This window comes from Ruegeria profundi (genome assembly GCF_020171505.1).
Taxonomy (GTDB): domain Bacteria; phylum Pseudomonadota; class Alphaproteobacteria; order Rhodobacterales; family Rhodobacteraceae; genus Ruegeria; species Ruegeria profundi.
The window spans coordinates 67,412-84,515 of record NZ_JAIUZS010000007.1 but is presented as its reverse complement, the minus strand read 5'-3'; the positions used below and the strand labels follow the sequence as shown (position 1 = coordinate 84,515).

At 58.6% G+C, this 17,104-nt stretch carries 19 protein-coding genes; 6 read left to right on the top strand and 13 right to left on the bottom strand.

Translation table 11 applies throughout. The annotated features are described in order from the left end of the window. Nucleotides 1-10: 10 nt before the first annotated feature. Nucleotides 11-1,009, top strand: coding sequence for a polyprenyl synthetase family protein (locus tag LCM21_RS15930; RefSeq protein WP_224891489.1), 999 nt, complete (start codon nucleotides 11-13; stop codon nucleotides 1,007-1,009). Here the strand turns inward: LCM21_RS15930 and LCM21_RS15925 are convergent. The 4 genes from LCM21_RS15925 to soxR all read right to left on the bottom strand — a co-directional run bounded on the left by LCM21_RS15925 (nucleotide 1,002) and on the right by soxR (nucleotide 5,867). Continuing rightward, a complete protein-coding gene (locus LCM21_RS15925) occupies nucleotides 1,002-1,823 on the bottom strand; it encodes a 4-(cytidine 5'-diphospho)-2-C-methyl-D-erythritol kinase (RefSeq protein WP_224891488.1) in 822 nt (273 codons plus the stop codon). The two genes, LCM21_RS15930 and LCM21_RS15925, sit on opposite strands and share 8 nt — an antisense overlap. Next, a complete protein-coding gene (locus LCM21_RS15920) occupies nucleotides 1,813-3,528 on the bottom strand; it encodes a tetratricopeptide repeat protein (RefSeq protein ID WP_404818132.1) in 1,716 nt (571 codons plus the stop codon). The genes LCM21_RS15925 and LCM21_RS15920 overlap by 11 nt, the downstream gene beginning before the upstream one ends. A gap of 101 nt (nucleotides 3,529-3,629) precedes the next feature. Further along, entirely contained in the window at nucleotides 3,630-5,276 is a 1,647-nt protein-coding gene (locus LCM21_RS15915; protein ID WP_224891487.1) for an electron transfer flavoprotein-ubiquinone oxidoreductase, read from the bottom strand. Nucleotides 5,277-5,411: 135 nt separating this feature from the next. Further along, nucleotides 5,412-5,867 (bottom strand): redox-sensitive transcriptional activator SoxR, encoded by a 456-nt coding sequence (soxR, locus tag LCM21_RS15910; protein ID WP_224891486.1) that lies wholly within the window; start codon nucleotides 5,865-5,867, stop codon nucleotides 5,412-5,414. Nucleotides 5,868-5,956: 89 nt separating this feature from the next. Between soxR and LCM21_RS15905 the strand changes: the two genes are divergently transcribed. The 3 genes from LCM21_RS15905 to LCM21_RS15895 all read left to right on the top strand — a co-directional run bounded on the left by LCM21_RS15905 (nucleotide 5,957) and on the right by LCM21_RS15895 (nucleotide 7,953). Continuing rightward, nucleotides 5,957-6,337 carry a VOC family protein gene (locus tag LCM21_RS15905; protein WP_224891485.1) on the top strand — a complete coding sequence of 127 codons (381 nt, stop codon included), beginning with the start codon at nucleotides 5,957-5,959 and terminating at the stop codon, nucleotides 6,335-6,337. Nucleotides 6,338-6,476: 139 nt separating this feature from the next. After that, complete coding sequence (gene greA, locus LCM21_RS15900) at nucleotides 6,477-6,947, top strand: transcription elongation factor GreA (protein ID WP_068338048.1); 471 nt, start codon at nucleotides 6,477-6,479, stop codon at nucleotides 6,945-6,947. A 13-nt stretch (nucleotides 6,948-6,960) separates the two neighbouring features. Beyond that, nucleotides 6,961-7,953 carry a hypothetical protein gene (locus LCM21_RS15895; RefSeq protein WP_224891484.1) on the top strand — a complete coding sequence of 331 codons (993 nt, stop codon included), beginning with the start codon at nucleotides 6,961-6,963 and terminating at the stop codon, nucleotides 7,951-7,953. On the opposite strand, the gene LCM21_RS15890 is transcribed toward LCM21_RS15895, so the two are convergent. The 4 genes from LCM21_RS15890 to LCM21_RS15875 form a co-directional block, all read right to left on the bottom strand. Beyond that, complete coding sequence (locus LCM21_RS15890; protein WP_263619040.1) at nucleotides 7,950-10,004, bottom strand: molybdopterin-binding protein; 2,055 nt, start codon at nucleotides 10,002-10,004, stop codon at nucleotides 7,950-7,952. The genes LCM21_RS15895 and LCM21_RS15890 overlap by 4 nt on opposite strands. A 20-nt stretch (nucleotides 10,005-10,024) precedes the next feature. Then, nucleotides 10,025-10,516, bottom strand: a complete 492-nt coding sequence (mobB, locus tag LCM21_RS15885; RefSeq protein WP_224891482.1) for a molybdopterin-guanine dinucleotide biosynthesis protein B — start codon at nucleotides 10,514-10,516, stop codon at nucleotides 10,025-10,027. Next, entirely contained in the window at nucleotides 10,513-11,157 is a 645-nt protein-coding gene (gene mobA / locus LCM21_RS15880) for a molybdenum cofactor guanylyltransferase MobA (protein ID WP_224891481.1), read from the bottom strand. Before mobA ends, mobB begins: the two co-directional genes overlap by 4 nt. A gap of 213 nt (nucleotides 11,158-11,370) precedes the next feature. Next, on the bottom strand, nucleotides 11,371-12,261 hold the full coding sequence (locus LCM21_RS15875; RefSeq protein ID WP_224891480.1) for a formate dehydrogenase accessory sulfurtransferase FdhD: 891 nt from the start codon (nucleotides 12,259-12,261) through the stop codon (nucleotides 11,371-11,373). 49 nt (nucleotides 12,262-12,310) lie between these two features. Between LCM21_RS15875 and LCM21_RS15870 the strand changes: the two genes are divergently transcribed. Together LCM21_RS15870 and LCM21_RS15865 are read left to right on the top strand one after the other, a co-directional pair. After that, a complete protein-coding gene (locus tag LCM21_RS15870) occupies nucleotides 12,311-13,027 on the top strand; it encodes an AzlC family ABC transporter permease (protein WP_224891479.1) in 717 nt (238 codons plus the stop codon). Continuing rightward, nucleotides 13,024-13,356 (top strand): AzlD domain-containing protein, encoded by a 333-nt coding sequence (locus tag LCM21_RS15865; RefSeq protein WP_224891478.1) that lies wholly within the window; start codon nucleotides 13,024-13,026, stop codon nucleotides 13,354-13,356. Before LCM21_RS15870 ends, LCM21_RS15865 begins: the two co-directional genes overlap by 4 nt. Here the strand turns inward: LCM21_RS15865 and LCM21_RS15860 are convergent. The 5 genes from LCM21_RS15860 to LCM21_RS15840 all read right to left on the bottom strand — a co-directional run bounded on the left by LCM21_RS15860 (nucleotide 13,345) and on the right by LCM21_RS15840 (nucleotide 17,102). Then, the gene (locus LCM21_RS15860; RefSeq protein ID WP_224891477.1) at nucleotides 13,345-13,977 is read right to left on the bottom strand and encodes a hypothetical protein; all 633 of its coding nucleotides are present in this window, start codon (nucleotides 13,975-13,977) and stop codon (nucleotides 13,345-13,347) included. The two genes, LCM21_RS15865 and LCM21_RS15860, sit on opposite strands and share 12 nt — an antisense overlap. Nucleotides 13,978-13,996: 19 nt before the next feature. After that, the gene (locus LCM21_RS15855; protein WP_068338030.1) at nucleotides 13,997-14,131 is read right to left on the bottom strand and encodes an aa3-type cytochrome c oxidase subunit IV; all 135 of its coding nucleotides are present in this window, start codon (nucleotides 14,129-14,131) and stop codon (nucleotides 13,997-13,999) included. Nucleotides 14,132-14,199: 68 nt separating this feature from the next. Beyond that, nucleotides 14,200-14,760: a hypothetical protein gene (locus tag LCM21_RS15850; protein ID WP_224891476.1), complete on the bottom strand. Its 561-nt coding sequence runs from the start codon at nucleotides 14,758-14,760 to the stop codon at nucleotides 14,200-14,202. Next, nucleotides 14,747-16,585, bottom strand: a complete 1,839-nt coding sequence (locus LCM21_RS20785; protein WP_224891475.1) for a glycerophosphodiester phosphodiesterase — start codon at nucleotides 16,583-16,585, stop codon at nucleotides 14,747-14,749. The genes LCM21_RS15850 and LCM21_RS20785 overlap by 14 nt, the downstream gene beginning before the upstream one ends. Before the next feature lie 64 nt (nucleotides 16,586-16,649). Beyond that, on the bottom strand, nucleotides 16,650-17,102 hold the full coding sequence (locus LCM21_RS15840) for a DUF6173 family protein (RefSeq protein WP_224891474.1): 453 nt from the start codon (nucleotides 17,100-17,102) through the stop codon (nucleotides 16,650-16,652). Nucleotides 17,103-17,104 lie beyond the last annotated feature (2 nt).

Below are 17,104 nucleotides of genomic sequence, written 5' to 3'. Positions count from 1 at the left end.
CAGGAGTGTGATGGATACCGACACGATCACGAAACCGCATGAGCGTCTTGCGGATCTTCTGACCAGCGAAATGGATGCGGTTAACACGCTGATCCGCACGCGTATGGCTTCGGAACATGCGCCGCGAATTCCCGAAGTGACCGCGCATCTGGTCGAGGCTGGCGGCAAGCGTCTGCGTCCGATGCTGACATTGGCAACGGCGCGCTTGTTCGGCTACTCGGGCGACCACCACATACGTCTGGCTGCGACGGTTGAATTCATTCACACGGCGACGCTGTTACATGACGACGTGGTGGACGAAAGCGCCCAGCGGCGCGGGCGCCCGACGGCGAACCTTTTGTGGGACAATAAATCCAGTGTTCTTGTCGGCGACTACCTGTTTTCCCGCAGCTTCCAATTGATGGTTGAAACCGGATCGCTGCGCGTTTTGGACATTCTGGCAAATGCGTCAGCCACAATTGCTGAAGGCGAAGTACTGCAGATGACTGCGGCCACCGATCTGGGCACGGATGAGGCTGTCTATTTACAAGTCGTGCGCGGCAAGACGGCAGCCCTGTTTTCAGCAGCAACCGAGGTGGGTGGCGTCATCGCCGGGGCGTCAGAGGATCAGGTCAAGGCTCTGTTTGAATATGGTGACGCCCTGGGCATCGCGTTCCAGATCGCTGACGATCTTCTGGATTATCAGGGCGATAGCAAAACCACCGGCAAGAATGTCGGGGATGATTTCCGCGAGCGTAAGTTGACGTTGCCGGTGATCAAGGCCGTAGCGCAAGCCACACCGGACGAATATGCCTTTTGGGAACGCACCATAAGCAGAGGGCGTCAGGACGAAGGCGATCTGGACCATGCACTGGGCCTGATGGAAAAGTATGGCACGCTCGACGCCACAAGGTCAGACGCATTCAATTGGGCCGAGAAAGCGAAAACGGCGCTGAAGGCACTGCCTGATCACGAAATCCGCACGCTACTGCGTGATCTGGCTGATTACGTAGTCGCGCGCCTTAATTAAGCTGCGCCGCGCGGCACCACCAAGACGGGTGTGCTGCACCAATCTCGTAAGCCGCGAAATGCGCGTCTTTCATCGTGGGATACAGCGCGAAGCACGTCGACCCCGATCCTGACATGCGGGACAGCAGGGCGTGTTTCGTGTCGGACAATGCCTCAAGCACGCGGGCCACGTCAGGCGCTAACCCCGTTGTCGGTGGCTCAAGATCGTTGCGTTGATGCCGAAGCCATTCGGCACAATCCGCCGGGGCCTCAAATAATGGTATTTCCATGGGCATCGGCGGGTTTTCCCGGCTTTCGAGGGCTGAGAACACCGCGCCTGTCGGGATTTCGACGCCCGGATTGACCAAAAGGGCGGGCAAAGGCGGCAGTGTGACAGGGTCAAGCTGCTCGCCAATGCCTCGCATCCGGGTCGCCCGTGCCAGCTGACAGACCGGAACGTCCGCACCAAGTGACAACGCCGCCTCCGACGAGACGGACGCACCCTGATCTGTCGCCATCCGCAGGGTCGCGGCAGCGTCAGATGACCCCCCACCGATACCCCCACCATGGGGAAGCACTTTGTTCAGGACGATATGCCCGGTCCAACCTGCGGCTTCGGCTGCTTTCCAAACAAGGTTCCGGCCGTCCACTGGCACCCCGGCTGCATGTTCCCCAATCACGGCCATCGACAGATCGGGACCCGGTGAGAATTCCAAGGTGTCACCAACATCGGCAAATACCACGAGCGAATCCAGCTCATGATACCCGTTTGCCCGTTGACCGGTAACGTGCAGGGTCAGGTTTACTTTGGCGGGCGCAAAGGCCTTAGTTGCCATTTGCAACCTTCAACGGGTCTGCGCCTTCTTCGGCCAGAACCGCGTCCAGCCCAACTTCCAGCTTGCGGCGAATGCGTTCCGGGTCGGCCTCGCCATCCGTATCAGCAGGATCGATGAACGAGAGGGCGCGTTTCCACTGAAATTCCGCTTCACGCGCGCGACCCACAGCCCAATACACATCACCCAGATGGTCGTTTACCACCGGATCGACCGGCATCAACTCGACCGCGCGCTCCATATGCTCGACCGCCTCATCGTACCGCCCCAGACGAAACAGGACCCACCCCAAGCTGTCGACGATGTAACCGCTGTCAGGCCGCGCGGCGACGGCGCGTTCGATCATATCCAACGCCTCATCCAGCTTTTCCCGCCGTTCGACCAGCGAATAGCCAAGATAATTAAGCACTTGCGGCTGGTCCGGGTTCAGCTCAAGCGCGCGGCGGAAATCTGCCTCGGCCTCGTCCCATTGCTTAAGTCGCTCATGCGAAATTCCACGCGCATAATGCAGGAACCAATTGCCGCCCGAGGTGTCTTCGGTCAATTCGATAGCACGGTTATATGACGCAACAGCGCTTGAGTATTCCTCTTGCTGGCGCTGCAGGTCCGCCAAGGCCACATGCACACTGGGCAGATTCGGGTTCTGGCTGGCCAGTGTTTGCAGCGCTTCGGCAGCGGCGTCTTTTTTGCCCGACCGGCTCAGAACTTCGGCCCGCCCAAGTTCAGCAACGTGGTAATCATTACTGCTTGCAGGCACCTTCCGATAAATTTCCACCGCCAGATCGTATTGTTCCAGCGCGTCCAGCAACTCGGCGCTCAGCAGGATCGCATCAACGTGATCAGGGCGCAGGAAAACGGCAGTGCGCACGAACAACAGAACATAGTTCTGCGCCGCCTCATTGCTCAGCGCGGCACCGACAGTAAAGAACACCTCGGCCATGCCATCCTGCGCGTTTTGGACGTGGGTGAACGGCAGCCTCTCGCCAGCGGTCAAACGGGCCACGTAGCTTTCGATAGACGGATCGCTGCCCGCGGTGAAAACGTCGTTAAGAAACTGCAAGGCATCAGCGTTGCGATCCAGTTGTGACAGCACTTCGGCCCGTGCCAAAGCCGCACGGCGCGAAAAGCGGGCGACCGCATTGTTGTTTGCGGCAAAAACCTCTTCCGCACCCTCGAAATCGCCAACCGAGGCTAACGCCAACGCCTTGTGATACATTGCAAAATCGCGCAGCCCGTCTTCGGTCGAAACCGCGTCAAACTGCTCCATCGCGCTGGTCATGGCGCCGCGACCCATATGCGCCCAGCCTTGCATCAGCCCGTCGACCAACGGTCCGACACCCTGTGTTTCGGGGTCCCGTGCCAACAATTCATCCAGTTTGCCATCTGCCACCAGATTGGCGGCAATCGCCATGCGGGCTGCCTGGCTGTTCAGGCCGATATTCTCGATCACCTGCGCCACGGGAAGGGCGCGTTTTACCTCACCCAGGGCCAGCCGGGCGACAACAACGCTTTCTAAAAGCGCGGGATTTTCAGGATCGGCTTTCAGAGCCTGCGCATAGAACTTTTCGGCAGCCGCATAATCATTTTGGAAAATCGCCTGACGGCCCGCCAGATAGGCGCCAGACCCTGTGTCCGCCACAGCCGGAAGCATAAATGACGAGATGAAAAGTGCTGCGACTGTAGCGCGACGAGCCAGAGAAAACACCAAAATACTGCCTTGTTAGTCTTATCTGCGAAACAAGCTAGGGCTTTGGCGGACAAGAGGCAATGGCGCAGCCTTCACGACCCCGCCACTGCCCGGTTTTCTGCTTACATGTTGGGATAATTCGGCCCATCCCCACCCTGAGGCGTGGTCCAGGTGATGTTCTGGCTCGGGTCCTTGATATCGCATGTTTTGCAGTGAACACAGTTCTGAAAGTTGATCACAAACCGCGGATCACCGTCATCTTCGACCACCTCATACACACCTGCCGGACAATAGCGCTGTGCCGGTTCATCGAACTTGGGCAGGTTGACTTTCACGGGGACCTCGGGGTCAGCCAGTCTCAGGTGACAAGGTTGGCTTTCTTCGTGGTTCGTCATCGCGAAAGAGACATTGGTCAGACGGTCGAATGACAACGTGCCATCGGGTTTTGGATAGTCGATGGGCTGGTGCTTGCTGGCATCCTCGGTCGCTTCGGCGTCATTCTTACCGTGGCCCAATGTGCCCAGCAGCGAAAAGCCCAGCGTGTTGGTCCACATATCCATGCCGCCCAGCACCAGCGAGGCGGTCAGGCCATATTTCGACCACAGCGGTTTGACGTTGCGGACCTTTTTGAGATCGGCCCCAATGGCTCCGGTGCGCACGTCGGTCTCATACGCGGACAGCTCATCACCAGACCGTTCGGCCTTGATGGCATCATAGGCAGCCTCTGCTGCGGCTTTACCCGACAGCATCGCGTTGTGATTGCCCTTGATGCGCGGCACGTTGACCATACCCGCCGAACATCCCAGCAGCGCCACACCCGGCGCAACCAGTTTGGGCATCGACTGATAGCCACCTTCGGTGATCGCCCGCGCACCATAAGCCACGCGCTTACCGCCCTTGAGCAGCTCGGCCACCATGGGGTGATGCTTGAACCGCTGGAATTCCATGTAGGGATACAGGTACGGGTTTTTGTAGTTCAGGTGGACCACGAAACCGACATAGACCTGATTATTTTCAAGGTGATAGATGAACGACCCGCCACCTGCGTTGCTGCCCAGCGGCCAGCCCATGGTGTGCGTGACCGAACCTTCCTTGTGTTTGGCCGGGTCGATCTCCCAGATTTCTTTCATGCCGACGCCGTATTTCTGTGGCTCTTTGCCCGCCGACAGGTCGTATTTGGCAATGACTTCCTTGGACAACGAACCGCGGACGCCTTCTGACAGGAAAACATACTTACCGTGCAGTTCCATGCCCGGCTCGGTATTCGGACCAATCGAGCCGTCGGCCTCAAGCCCAAACACACCTGCGACGACGCCTTTAACCTCGCCATTGTCGCCATATACGAGCTCCGAGCACGCCATGCCGGGGAAGATTTCCACGCCCAGTTCCTCGGCCTGTTCTGCCATCCAGCGGCAGACATTCCCCATCGAGACGATGTAGTTGCCGTGGTTGTTCATCAGCGGTGGCATAGGGAAGTTCGGGATGCGGATTTGGCCCGCCTCACCCAGCATATAAAAATTGTCTTCATGCACCGGCACATTCAGCGGCGCGCCTTTTTCCTTCCAGTCGGGGATCAGCGCATCAAGCCCACACGGGTCAAGCACCGCGCCAGACAGGATATGCGCGCCCACTTCCGAACCCTTCTCAAGAACAACGACGTTCAGATCGGCATCCAGCTGCTTCAAACGGATGGCCGCAGACAGGCCTGCAGGGCCTGCACCCACGATCACCACGTCATATTCCATCGCTTCGCGTTCAATTTCGGCCATCGCGGGCTCCCTAGCTAACTTTCCGAATTGGCGCTTTTCACGCGCGGTCGGCGCAATTTTGTTTCACGGCTGATTACATGCTCTGAAAGACCTTGGTCAATCAAAACACGGCGTAACATTGCTGCTATGCGGCAGTTATGTCTCTGGCGCGTCGCCCATTAGATACCTGGGACCGCTGCCTTTAGATTTGGCGCGGTCACCGGGGTTGTAAAGTGCGCATTTGGGCAAACTCAGACAGCCACAGCCGATGCACCCGTCCAAATTGTCGCGTAGCCGCATCAGGGCGGCGATTCGCTGATCAAGGTGAGCGCGCAACTTTACACTGATATCCTTCCAGTCCTGCGGTGTCGGCGTGCGATTTCCGGGCAGACCGGTCAGAACTTTACGGATTTCCGGCAGTGACAGGCCGAACTGTTGTGCAATCATGATGAAGCTCAGCCGCCGGATGTCTGCGCGCTGGTACCTTCTTTGCCCACCGGCATTGCGCCAAGGCGCGATCAGGCCCTGCGCCTCATAGTATCGAATGGCCGAAACGGCCAATCCCGTTCGCTTTGCCAATGCGCCGATTGCCAGCCCTTCGGAAACTGCCATTTCACCCCTCAATAAATACCTTGACCTCAAGTGAGGTTTAGAAATTACGGTGAGTCGGGACAAGCCTCAAGACGGAAAAAGGAGATCCCATGATGGCGACGCTTGAACACACCAATTTCACGGTCCGCGATCCACAGGCCTCAGCCGCGTGGATGCAAAAGGTATTTGGCTGGAAAACCCGCTGGGAAGGCCCGGCCATTGCAGGCGGCTACACCGTGCATGTAGGCAGCCCGCATACCTATCTTGCGCTCTATGCCCCCAGCGATCCAAAGCCTTCTGGCGAAAGCAGCTATGACATCGTCGGCGGGCTGAACCATGTGGGTGTTCTGGTCGAAGACATCGACGCCACCGAGCGGAAAGTAATGGATGCGGGTTTCACCCCCAAGTCCCACGCGGACTATAAACCCGGCAAACGGTTCTATTTCGACGATGACAATGGCATCGAATTCGAGGTCATAAGTTACAACTAGGCCGTATTCCGCGCGTTACGCGTTCAAGCCCTCTTGCAATTCGCACTGCATTTGGGTCAGGTATTTAGCAACCAACACATCGCCCCGACGCTAACCTTTTGCGGCGGGGCGACTCACTTTTTGCGTGGACGACAAGAACATGGAAAAAATTCCAATGACGCCCGCGGGCAATGCCGCGCTCGCGGCGGAACTGAAAAACCTGAAATCCGTTGAACGCCCTGCGATCATCGAGGCCATCGCAACGGCACGCGAACTGGGCGACCTCAAGGAAAACGCGGAATATCATTCGGCCCGTGAAAAGCAGGGCTTTATCGAAGGCCGCATCAAGGAACTTGAAGGCATCCTTTCATTGGCGGATGTGATCGATCCGGCCAAACTGTCCGGTGCAATCAAATTTGGCGCCAAGGTAACGCTTGTCGATGAGGACACGGACGAGGAAAAGACCTGGCAGATCGTTGGTGAATATGAGGCCAACATCGAAAACGGCTTGCTGAACATCAGGTCCCCAATCGCCCGCGCGCTGATCGGCAAAGAAGAGGGCGACAGTGTCGAGGTGCGCACCCCCGGCGGTGTGCGGGCCTACGAAATCCTGACCATCGAGTACGTCTGACCGGAGTGCTCCTATGTCCGAGCCCACGCCCGAGCACGAAACTGAGCGCAAAACATCGCTGGGCATCTATGACAGGCCATCGCGACCGTCCGTAACGGGGATCGAGATCGTGGCGATAGCACTCAGCGTTCTATGGCTGATTGTATCGGTTGTATTTCTGGTGTTACCTGAAAAGGTTCAGGGCGGTGGCTTTGTGGTGACTTTGCTGGCGGTGTTCATGCCGGTGGCGATGATCTGGGTCGCCGCCACGGCCATGCGAGCCAGTCGCGTCATGCGTGAAGAAAGCGAACGGTTACAAACCGCGATTGACGCTATCCGCCAGGCGTACGTGGTACAGCAGCAGCGCGCCGCCAGTTCCTATGAGCCGGCGGTCAGCAAAAAGCTGGACGAAATCGCCGAGACCGCAAAAAAGACCGAAACTGCGCTGGCCACGTTTTCCACCAAACGCACGGATCCCCCGCGCATGCCCGAGCCGCAAATCAAAGGCGATCAGACGTCTTTGGAACTGGGCACACAGGCCGAAGATCTCGCACCGCCGCTGAGCACCGAGGTTTTCATTCGCGCGTTGAACTTCCCTGAAACGCAGGACGATTCCGAAGGTTTCGACGCCCTGCGTCTGGCGCTGAAGGATCGCAAGGCAGCGCAATTGGTGCAGGCTTCGCAGGATGTTCTGACCCTGCTGAGCCAGGAGGGCATCTATATGGACGACCTGCGCCCGGACATGGCACGCCCAGAAATCTGGCGGCAGTTCGCACAGGGTGCGCGTGGCCGCTCGGTCGCGGCGCTTGGAGGGATCCGTGACCGATCCTCGCTGGCGCTGACGGCGGCAAGGATGAAGCAGGACCCGATCTTTCGCGATGCCGCGCATCATTTCCTGCGTCGTTTCGACCACATGATCGTCGATTTTGAGCCCGAGGCCAGTGACTCTGACCTGACCGCATTGGGGGAAACCCGCACCGCACGGGCGTTCATGTTGCTGGGACGCGTTGCAGGGACCTTCGACTAAAGCCCAAAACTGCTGTAGGGGATGAACCGGACCAGATCGCCCGGCTTGATGTGGCGCGCGCCGTCTTCGATTTCAACCAGCCCCTCGGCCCAGCTGAGGCCACTGATCCGGCCCGATCCTTCTGAAGCAAACACCTCGGCCCGGCCATTCCTGACTCGGGCACGCAGATATTCGCGGCGCCCCGCTTTCTTTCGTTTTTCAAACGCGGCGGGCAGGTCGAACCCCTGCGGTTCTTGCCATCCCTCACCTGCCATCAGGCCCAGCGCAGGGCGCGCAAAGATCAACGTACAGACCATGGCCGCAACCGGGTTTCCGGGCAGGCCAAACACTGGCACCCCTTCCCACATACCCAGCGCCAGCGGACGCCCCGGTTTCAACGCGATCCTCCATTCCTGCATCGCGCCCGCCTCTCGCAACAGGGCCGAGACGTGATCCTCATCCCCAGCAGAGGCGCCACCGCTGGTCACGATCACATCCGCTTGTTTTGCGGCGCTGTTCAATCGGTCGCGCAGTGTTTCCCGGTCGTCCGGTACGCGGCCCAAGTCCACTGGTTGAAACCCCATGCGATCCATCAGCGCAATCAACATGGGGCGGTTTGCGTCGTATATCTGACCCGGGTTTGCGGTCCCTCCGGGTTCGATCAACTCGTCTCCGGTGGACAGAACCGCGACGCGCAGCGTCTTGCGCACCGGCACATCGGCAACCCCTGTCGCAGACAGCAGCGCCAGATCGGCTGGTGTCAACCTGCGCCCTGCGGTCAGAACCAAATCGCCCTCTGCCACGTCCTCACCTGCCCTTCGGGTGTTGGCACCCTGTTTCAACGGGCCGTTAAAGGCGATGTGATTGTCCTGAACGGTTACATCCTCTTCCAGAATAACCGTATCCACGCCTGCGGGTAGAGCTGCCCCCGTTAAGACTCGCAGCGCATGACCACCCGGCACCACCCCATCAAAAGGGATACCGGCCGCCGCACGCCCGTCACACAACGGCATGACCTGCGCACCCTCTGGTGCGGCACCGGCAAAACCGTATCCATCCACGGCCGTGTTGGGTTGAGGCGGGTTTGAACGTTTGGCAAAAACATCATCGGCCAGAATGCGCCCGCTGACCTGCATCACCGGCAGGCTTTCTGCTGCCGTCACCACCGTTAAGCGTTCGCGCAACAGGCCCAGCGCTTCGTCAACCGGCGTCCAGTTTACCCCCGCTGGCAAGGCAAAACAGTCATTGCGCAAAGGGGGCGGCGCGATGTTCGGTTTGCGTTGTGACACTCCCAAAATCCAACCTTCCTCTGCTGCGCTGACATTCAGGTGCCGCGCCAAATCCTGTATCGGCATGCCCGCCAGCGACAGCGCGACCTGCTCGACCTGCCAGGCATCCTTGATCCGGCCTTCCGGTGCGACCCCAAGGGTGAGCGAGGGCCAGATTTCCACGAACGCAACCGGAGTGTCCAGCACCTCGAACGGCCAAACCGCGACCTTTCCGGCAAAAGTGCGGCGCAGACGGGTCAGCACTGGCAGTCCAGTCATCATCTGACCGCCTACCGCGCCGGCCCCACCCATTTGCCAGCAGCTAAAGCTGCCCTTGGCTTCCGGCGCCAACTCAACACTGCGCCGCTCGGGGAATGGAGAGCGATAGTCAGCTTTCGTCTTCGGCAGACCGTCAATCTCACGCTTGAGACCATTGAACCAAAACGGTCCCTTGCCGCCAAAACGACAGTTGATCTCCCCGGCCAGATCGAACCGGTTGTTTGCTTTTGGCGAATCCTCGATCCGGTGTTCAAACCATTCCCATAGCCCAAGCGGATCGTCCGACCCGGTCAGAGCGCGGGCAAAACCTTTGGGATAACCGAAAGGAAAATCAAACCCCAGACATAGCCGCCGTTCAGCTTCAATCTCTGTTGCGATCAGATCGTGCAGCCATTGCTCTGCCAACTTACGGTTTCTGAAATAGGTTGGCCCTTCGTCCACTTTGCCCTGTCGCACGACACAGACCCAGATCGCATCCTTGCGCGGTCGGGGGCCGGTGTCGTTTCCGCTGGACCAGTCGACCATGGCGAAACTGTCGAAACCGATCACAAACCAACCTCATGCAAAATGAACTCTGCAATGGCCGAAGTGTCATTCAGGTCGAAAACAGGAAGGTCCAGTTCCAGCGGTGTATCACTGGCAACGGCGTGGATGGTGGAGTTTTTGGGCGCGATCAGAGGATTGTTAGCCTCGGCCCGAAACGCCTCGACCTTGGGGTGGGCTTCCCGTTTGAACCCTTCGATCAGAACCAGATCCACGGGCAAAAGGCGCGCCAACAGTTCGTCCAGCGTAGGTTCGGCAGCGCCACGCAGTTCTTGCATGATCGCGACGCGCTGGCCCGAGGCCAAAAGAACCTCGGACGCCCCGGCGGTCCGGTGACGATAGCTGTCGGTGCCGGGCTGATCCACATCAACGCTGTGATGGGCATGTTTCACGGTCGATACGGTAAATCCGCGCCCGGTGATCTCGGCCACCAATCTCTCCATCAAACCGGTTTTGCCCGCATTTTTCCAACCGGTGACGCCATAAACCCTCATGCCTGCTCCAACAGTTTTTCCGCCAGCGCCAAATCCTCGGGCGTATTGACGTTAAAAAACGGATCAAACGGTTCGGCTGAAAACAAGGCCTCGCGCCCGTTGTGCCGATCCGTCCACAGCACGACCTTGCGCAGCCCGTCGTTCAGTGACGTGCGCAAATCGTCGCGTAGCGCCACGGGCCAAAGTCCGAATGTCGGGTGCCGGTTGACGCCTCGGCCCCCACCGGATTTCAACTCCTCATCCGCACGGCGCGGCGTGGTCGCCAGCACCAGCGGGTAACCCTGCCCTTCAGCGGCCTGGCACAGACACGCCACCAGATCACATGGAAAAAACGGCGTATCAGCCGCCGCGGTCACGATGCGATCCGCCCCCTGCGAATGGGCCCAGTCAAGACCGGCGAGAACCCCTGCCAGAGGACCCGCATACCCTTCAATACTGTCTGACACCACCGGAAGGCCCAGATCACGGAACCGCTCCGGATCGCCATTTGCGTTCAGCGCCAAACCCTCCACCTGTGGGGCCAAGCGGTCGACAACGTGGCTCAGCAAGCTGCGACCACCGATTTGCAGCAGGCCTTTGTCTCCGCCTCCCATGCGGGTGGCCAGACCGCCTGCGAGTATGACGCCAAGAGGTTTGGTCATTCCTGCACCTTCATGCTGTGCGACGAGAAATCTGTCGCCCGCGTTTTGTAGATCGAACTTAATCCAATTGGAACGCAGTTGGATAAACGTGGAGCAGGACAATCAGCCACAGGTCCACGGACCCTATGGTTTTTTCGCCCGATCAGACCCCCTGCCAAGATCGGCGATCCGTTCCACAAAACCCTCAGATCATCGCGTCCCAATGATCGAGTGTTAAACCTGAGAGCTTTTCCTGCGGTGCTTTTTGTCTTCAACCGCGATGCTCGCGGGGTCTGCGTCGCGCAGTAATCGGTCTTCGCCCGACAAACACACGAACCGCTGCCCGCGCATGCGGCCAATCAGGGTCAAGCCGACCTCGCGCGCGATCTCGACCCCCCAGGCGGTAAAACCGGACCGGGACGCCAGAACCGGGATGCCCATCATCGCGGTTTTGATCACCATTTCCGAGGTCAGACGGCCAGTGGTATAAAGGATTTTGTCATCTGCCGCTGCGCCTTCGGACAGCATCCAGCCGGCGATCTTGTCGACCGCATTGTGACGGCCCACATCCTCCATATAGACCAGTGGCCGGTTTTCATGGCACAGGACCGTACCGTGAATTGCACCTGCCTCAAGATACAAAGAAGGTGTTCGGTTGATCTTGGCCGCCAGATCATACAGCCACGAGGTTCGCACCTGAACTTGCGGCAGGCGAACGCCCTCTAGCCCCTCCATCATGTCACCGAACACAGTGCCCACGGCGCAACCGCTGGTGCGGGTCTTTTTCTTTAGCTTGTCCTCGTAAGAGGTCTCGCGCGCGGTGCGGACCACGACGGTTTCCAGATCATCGTCATAGTCGACGCGGGTAATTTCGTCATCCGCCAATAGCATGCCCTGATTGCGCAGAAAGCCCAGCGCCAGGTATTCCGGATAATCGCCGATCGTCATCGCAGTCACGATTTCCTGCGCGTTGAGGAAGATCGTCAGGGGCCGCTCTTCCACGACCGAGATCCGGCTGACCGCACCATTCTGGTCTACGCCCTCAACCGCGCGGGTCAGACGCTCCGCGCCGGGATCGGGGGCGATGACGTAATCCGAGGCATCTATTTCCTTAGCCAATTGCAACCCTCTTCCAAGACCGATACTGCTGCGGCCAACACCATAGGATCAAGACATGGCAAGCACCACATCCAAGTCATACTATTGGAAGGGTTTTCGCGACGGGACCCCGTTTATCTTCGTCGCTATCCCCTTCGGTACCCTGTTTGGAGTCTTTGCAACTGAAACCGGGTTGACCATCGTCCAGACGATGGCATTCACCGCCACCGTTTTCGCCGGAGCCGCGCAGTTCGCGGCGCTGCAATTGCTGCAGGACAATACGCCCACCGTGATCATTCTGGCGTCGGCTCTGGCGGTAAATCTACGCATGGCAATGTATTCAGCCTCGCTGACTCCATATCTGGGGTCGGCACCGTTGTGGCAAAGGGCATTCGCTGCCTATCTGATCGTGGACCAGTCCTATGCCTGCAGCATTGTTCGGTTCGAGAAAGAGCCACACATGACCACGCCCCAGCGCATGGCCTATTTCCTGGGCTCGGTCACGCCGATAACGCCATTGTGGATGCTGGCCACGTTTCTGGGCGCGGTTCTGGGTACCAAAATCCCCGAAAGCTGGGCGCTGGACTTCGCGCTGCCGATCACTTTTTTGGCCATGATTGGCCCGATGCTGCGCACCATGCCTCATGTCATTACGGCACTCGTGGCGATCACCGTGTCGCTGTTGACGGTTGCTGTGCCGTATAATCTTGGTCTGCTGATCGCAGGATGCGCGGGCATGATGGCCGGGGCGCAGGCTGAATTGTGGACGCTTAATAAAGAAGCAACGTCATGAACTCTGTCGATACAGTCACCATGTGGATCATCATCGTTGGGCTGGCGCTTGGCAGCTACGGACTGCGGTTCGTGTTTATCGGGCTGGTCGGCGACCGTGCAATGCCGCCGTGGGTCCTGCGCCATCTTCGTTATACTGCGGTGGCGATCCTGCCTGCCTTGATTGCCCCACTGGTGGTCTGGCCGACCGCAACCGAGGGTCAACCGGACGCTAGCCGCATGGCTGCGGCCACTGTTGCGCTGGTTGTCGGGCTGATCACGAAGAACGTGCTTGCGGCAATCTTTACCGGTGCTGGTACGTTGTATGGATTGCTTTACCTATTGGGATGATGTCGCGTCCAACTCATTGAGACGGGCATTGTTAAATGCCAGGCCCTGTTGCAAGTCGGCGTCGTCGAATTCTCGGTACTCCGCAGTTTCGACACCCGGCAACTGCGCGAACTGGTCGGACAGATTGATGGGGTAAAACGTGGTCCCGATCTGCTCGAAACCGGGAACTTGCTGCAAAAGCTGTGCGGTAGAATTGGCACAAAACGCACCTGCCACTGGCCCCATCTGCTTGGCCAGTTGCAACGCGACTTCGGCCTGCTGCGGAGACACTTCTACCGTCTGGATGCGCGCATAATGCGTTTCCCGCGCGTGGCTGCTGCGATAGGCACGTTCCACGGCCGGGGTAATCCCATACAGCACATCGTTCTTCACCGGAACGATATCCGCCCGGAACGATCCTGCCGGGTCAAATATCACGCGTTCGCTGCCGCTGATCATAAGCGACGTGTGCGCGCCCGATCCGGTTCGGGTATTGATCATTGTGTACAGCGTCAGCGTTGACGGACCCGGGTCCCGGTAGGATCGGGCTGAAATCTCGGACTGATCCGCCTGTGGCCGCTGCGATCCGGTGCATCCAGCCACTGTTACCGCCAACAGGCAGGCAAGCAAAATCCTGACCACGGTTTACCCCGCTTTTCAGTTAAGAGGCAAAGACCGCCAGAAACAGACAAAGAATGGCAATCGCAACCACACACCACGTGATGGCCTTGATAAACCCATTGAAAGTCTTGGTTTGAACGTTGATGTCCATGTCGCCGTGCTTGTGTTCAGCCATGAGAATAAGAGTCCTAGTTCGCGTGTTTGAAGTGTTGAATAATCGAAAATCCAAAGGCTGTCACCACGTCATTCGGGCGCAGGGGCCAGCGGTCCGAGTACCGAGCACCCAGGATATCCGAACCCCCAACGCCATGGCAGGCCGGAACACGGGCCACCGCCTAAGCGGACCGCTGTGAACATTGCCTCGGCAGTAAGTGAATGAGCGGTCCGAATCTGGTCGGGCGTCATGTCATAGCGCTCGGCGTAGCCTTCGGCATTGTCATCGCCGTGTTGTTTGACGCAGTTGCGCAGGGCATCGTCTGCTGCCATGCGTGCCTCAAAACTGTCATCGGCCTGCGTCGCACCGCCTGCATTGTGATACGCGCGGTCATGCGTCACGCAGCAATATTCCCAAGGGGGATGTGCCTCATACAGCGCGCGGAACTTTGGGAAGGTCTCGGCCACAAAGCGCCAACTGGTAGACAGACCACCGGAACACCCGTCTGTTTCGAAAGGAATCGGAGCGGCCTCACCCTTTTGCACAATCAAAGCGCGATGCGCGGGCATTTCAATCGTGCGCATAAAATCCTGCGCAACAGCCGGTGCAGCCGCCAGCACAAAAGCAACCGCCAGGTTATGGGCTTGCATCGCGCATCGCCTGCGTATCGACGGACATACCGAAGGTGGTCGCGAGCCACAGCAGCAACCGCTCTGCCGGACCCATTTCCGCCCGCACCCGTAAAACCTCGTTGGCCATCGCCGGGCGGTCGGTGATCAAGCCATCCACACCCATTGAGGCCATGGCTGACATCTGTAGCGGATCGTTGACGGTCCAGACGTAAATGTCCTTTCCTGCATCTTGAACCGAGCGCACAAGCCTTGGCGTCGCCATCGCAGCGTTGACCGCCACAAAATCGCCTTCCAGCCCGGTCAGATCACCAATGGCCGTTGCTGCCAGAACACCGGCGCGCCAATCGGGACGGATGGACTTCATCTTTTGCACTGCCGGATACTTCAGTGACATGGTGGCAATGTCGTCCTGCATCCCCATCTCTTCGACAAGGGCAGCGACGCGGTTTTCCAGATCGACATCGTGGCCGTAATACTTCAGCTCGATGATGACCTTGGATTTCCCTTTCGCGGCCTCCAGCACCTCGCGCAGCGTCGGCGTGCGTTCCTCGGCGTATTCGGGGCCGTACCAACTGCCGATATCGATCTGGGCGATGTCCTCCATCGTCGCATCCCAAACCTTGAGGTCAACACCTGCCAGCTTCATGAAATCACTGTCATGGGCTACGATAACCACGTCATCCGCCGTTTCCTGCACATCGATTTCGACCCAATCTGCGCCGTCCTCAATTGCCTTGCGTACGGATGCCATCGTGTTTTCAGGCCGCAGCGCGGCGGCCCCACGGTGACCAATGACCTCGGCACGGTCCGGTGCCTGTATGCGCTCCAGCAAATGCGGGCCGAACCAACCCCCAATCAGCAAGGCAGCCAGTGCCAAGCCAACCGCCGCAAACAACTGCGTCCGCAGGCGGCGCGGCTCGGGGTGTGGGGGTTCTGATGTTTGTGTCTCAAAGAAACCGTCCAGCAGTATCGCCAAAGCCCCAAGGGCAGTGGCGGCCAGGATCAACCCCGCGAGCGTCCAAAGACCAACGATCAGCAAAAAGTATGTCAGCGCCAAACGCAGGTGATTGGTGCCTTGCAGCGGCACGAAATCGAAAAGCACTCCTGCCACCCAAGCTATCAGGGCTGCGATCATCAGCCTCACGATCAACCACACCGCCAGCTCGACTTTCAGGCGCCCACGCTTACCCTCCATCCTAAGGGCACTGATGTTGAAAGCACTTGCGGGGTGGACGTTTTCGAACAGCACCAGATGCAACGACAGCGCCCAAGCCGACAGGCGCCGGATCAGCACCCAAGCCATCACCAGAAGCACCGCACCAATCAGCACCACGGCCACCCAGAAGGAGGGCGGGTGGAACGTGAGGTAGTAATTGATATCGTATTCCGTCAGCGTCCACCACGCGATCACCGCAGCCACAACGACAAATGGCAGCACCAGTACCAGAATGCGCAGCACAAATCGTACCGCAAAACCAAAAAGCGACGGCAGGCGGGACAAGATCAGACCGATGGCAGAGCTGCCAGCGCGCCACGGATCACGTTCTTTCATTCGCAAAGACCCGGCCATGACGGAAAAGACAAACACCTCGGCCAGCAGAAACAGGCTGAGCACCACAACGGCGGCAACAAAACCTGCAGGCGAAAAGATGAACGCGGCGATGTCCTGATCGGTCACAGCGGTCTGGTTCGACAGCAACACCGCAAGGTTGACCGTGATCGCCACACCCGGCGCGATCAAGGCGATCAACAACAGACGCATAACAAGATAGATGGGCACGAACACGCGGCGACGTGCCCACGCACCCTTATAGGCGGTTGAAACGGTTGTAAAACTGGACACGTGAGGCCCCCTGGAATGACTAACTCATTCAAGGCTGCGAAGACGTGAATTGCAAGTCAGCGGATCAGGTTTCTTCCAGATCCGCCGCCAGCCGGAACCCGATGCGATTGGCGGGCTTGTCCTGTACGGATTTGGGCAATGCGCGCAGCATCACGTTCAACTGGCTGACATGCTGCACCAACTGGGTCCGTGCCCCGGTCGCGTCCGAGCCGTAAAATGTGATGATATCGGGATCAAAATATCCCATCCCTTCGATCCGCATCACGCCGGCATCGCCGCCGGTAAATCCCATGGCGACCTCGTGATCAGCGTCCAGTGTCTTTTCAAAGTTCTGAATGTAGAGGATCAGCCGCTCATAAGCCCATTGTGCGGGGCTTTTGCTGGCGACAGGTTTTTTCAGTTGTCCGGGCAGATCCTTTGCACCGGATTCGGCGTTCGGGCTTGCATGCACTTCATAGCAACGAGGCAAGGCCGCAGCTTCTGCAGCTTCGGCCGACGTTTCGATTTTGTCCTGCATCG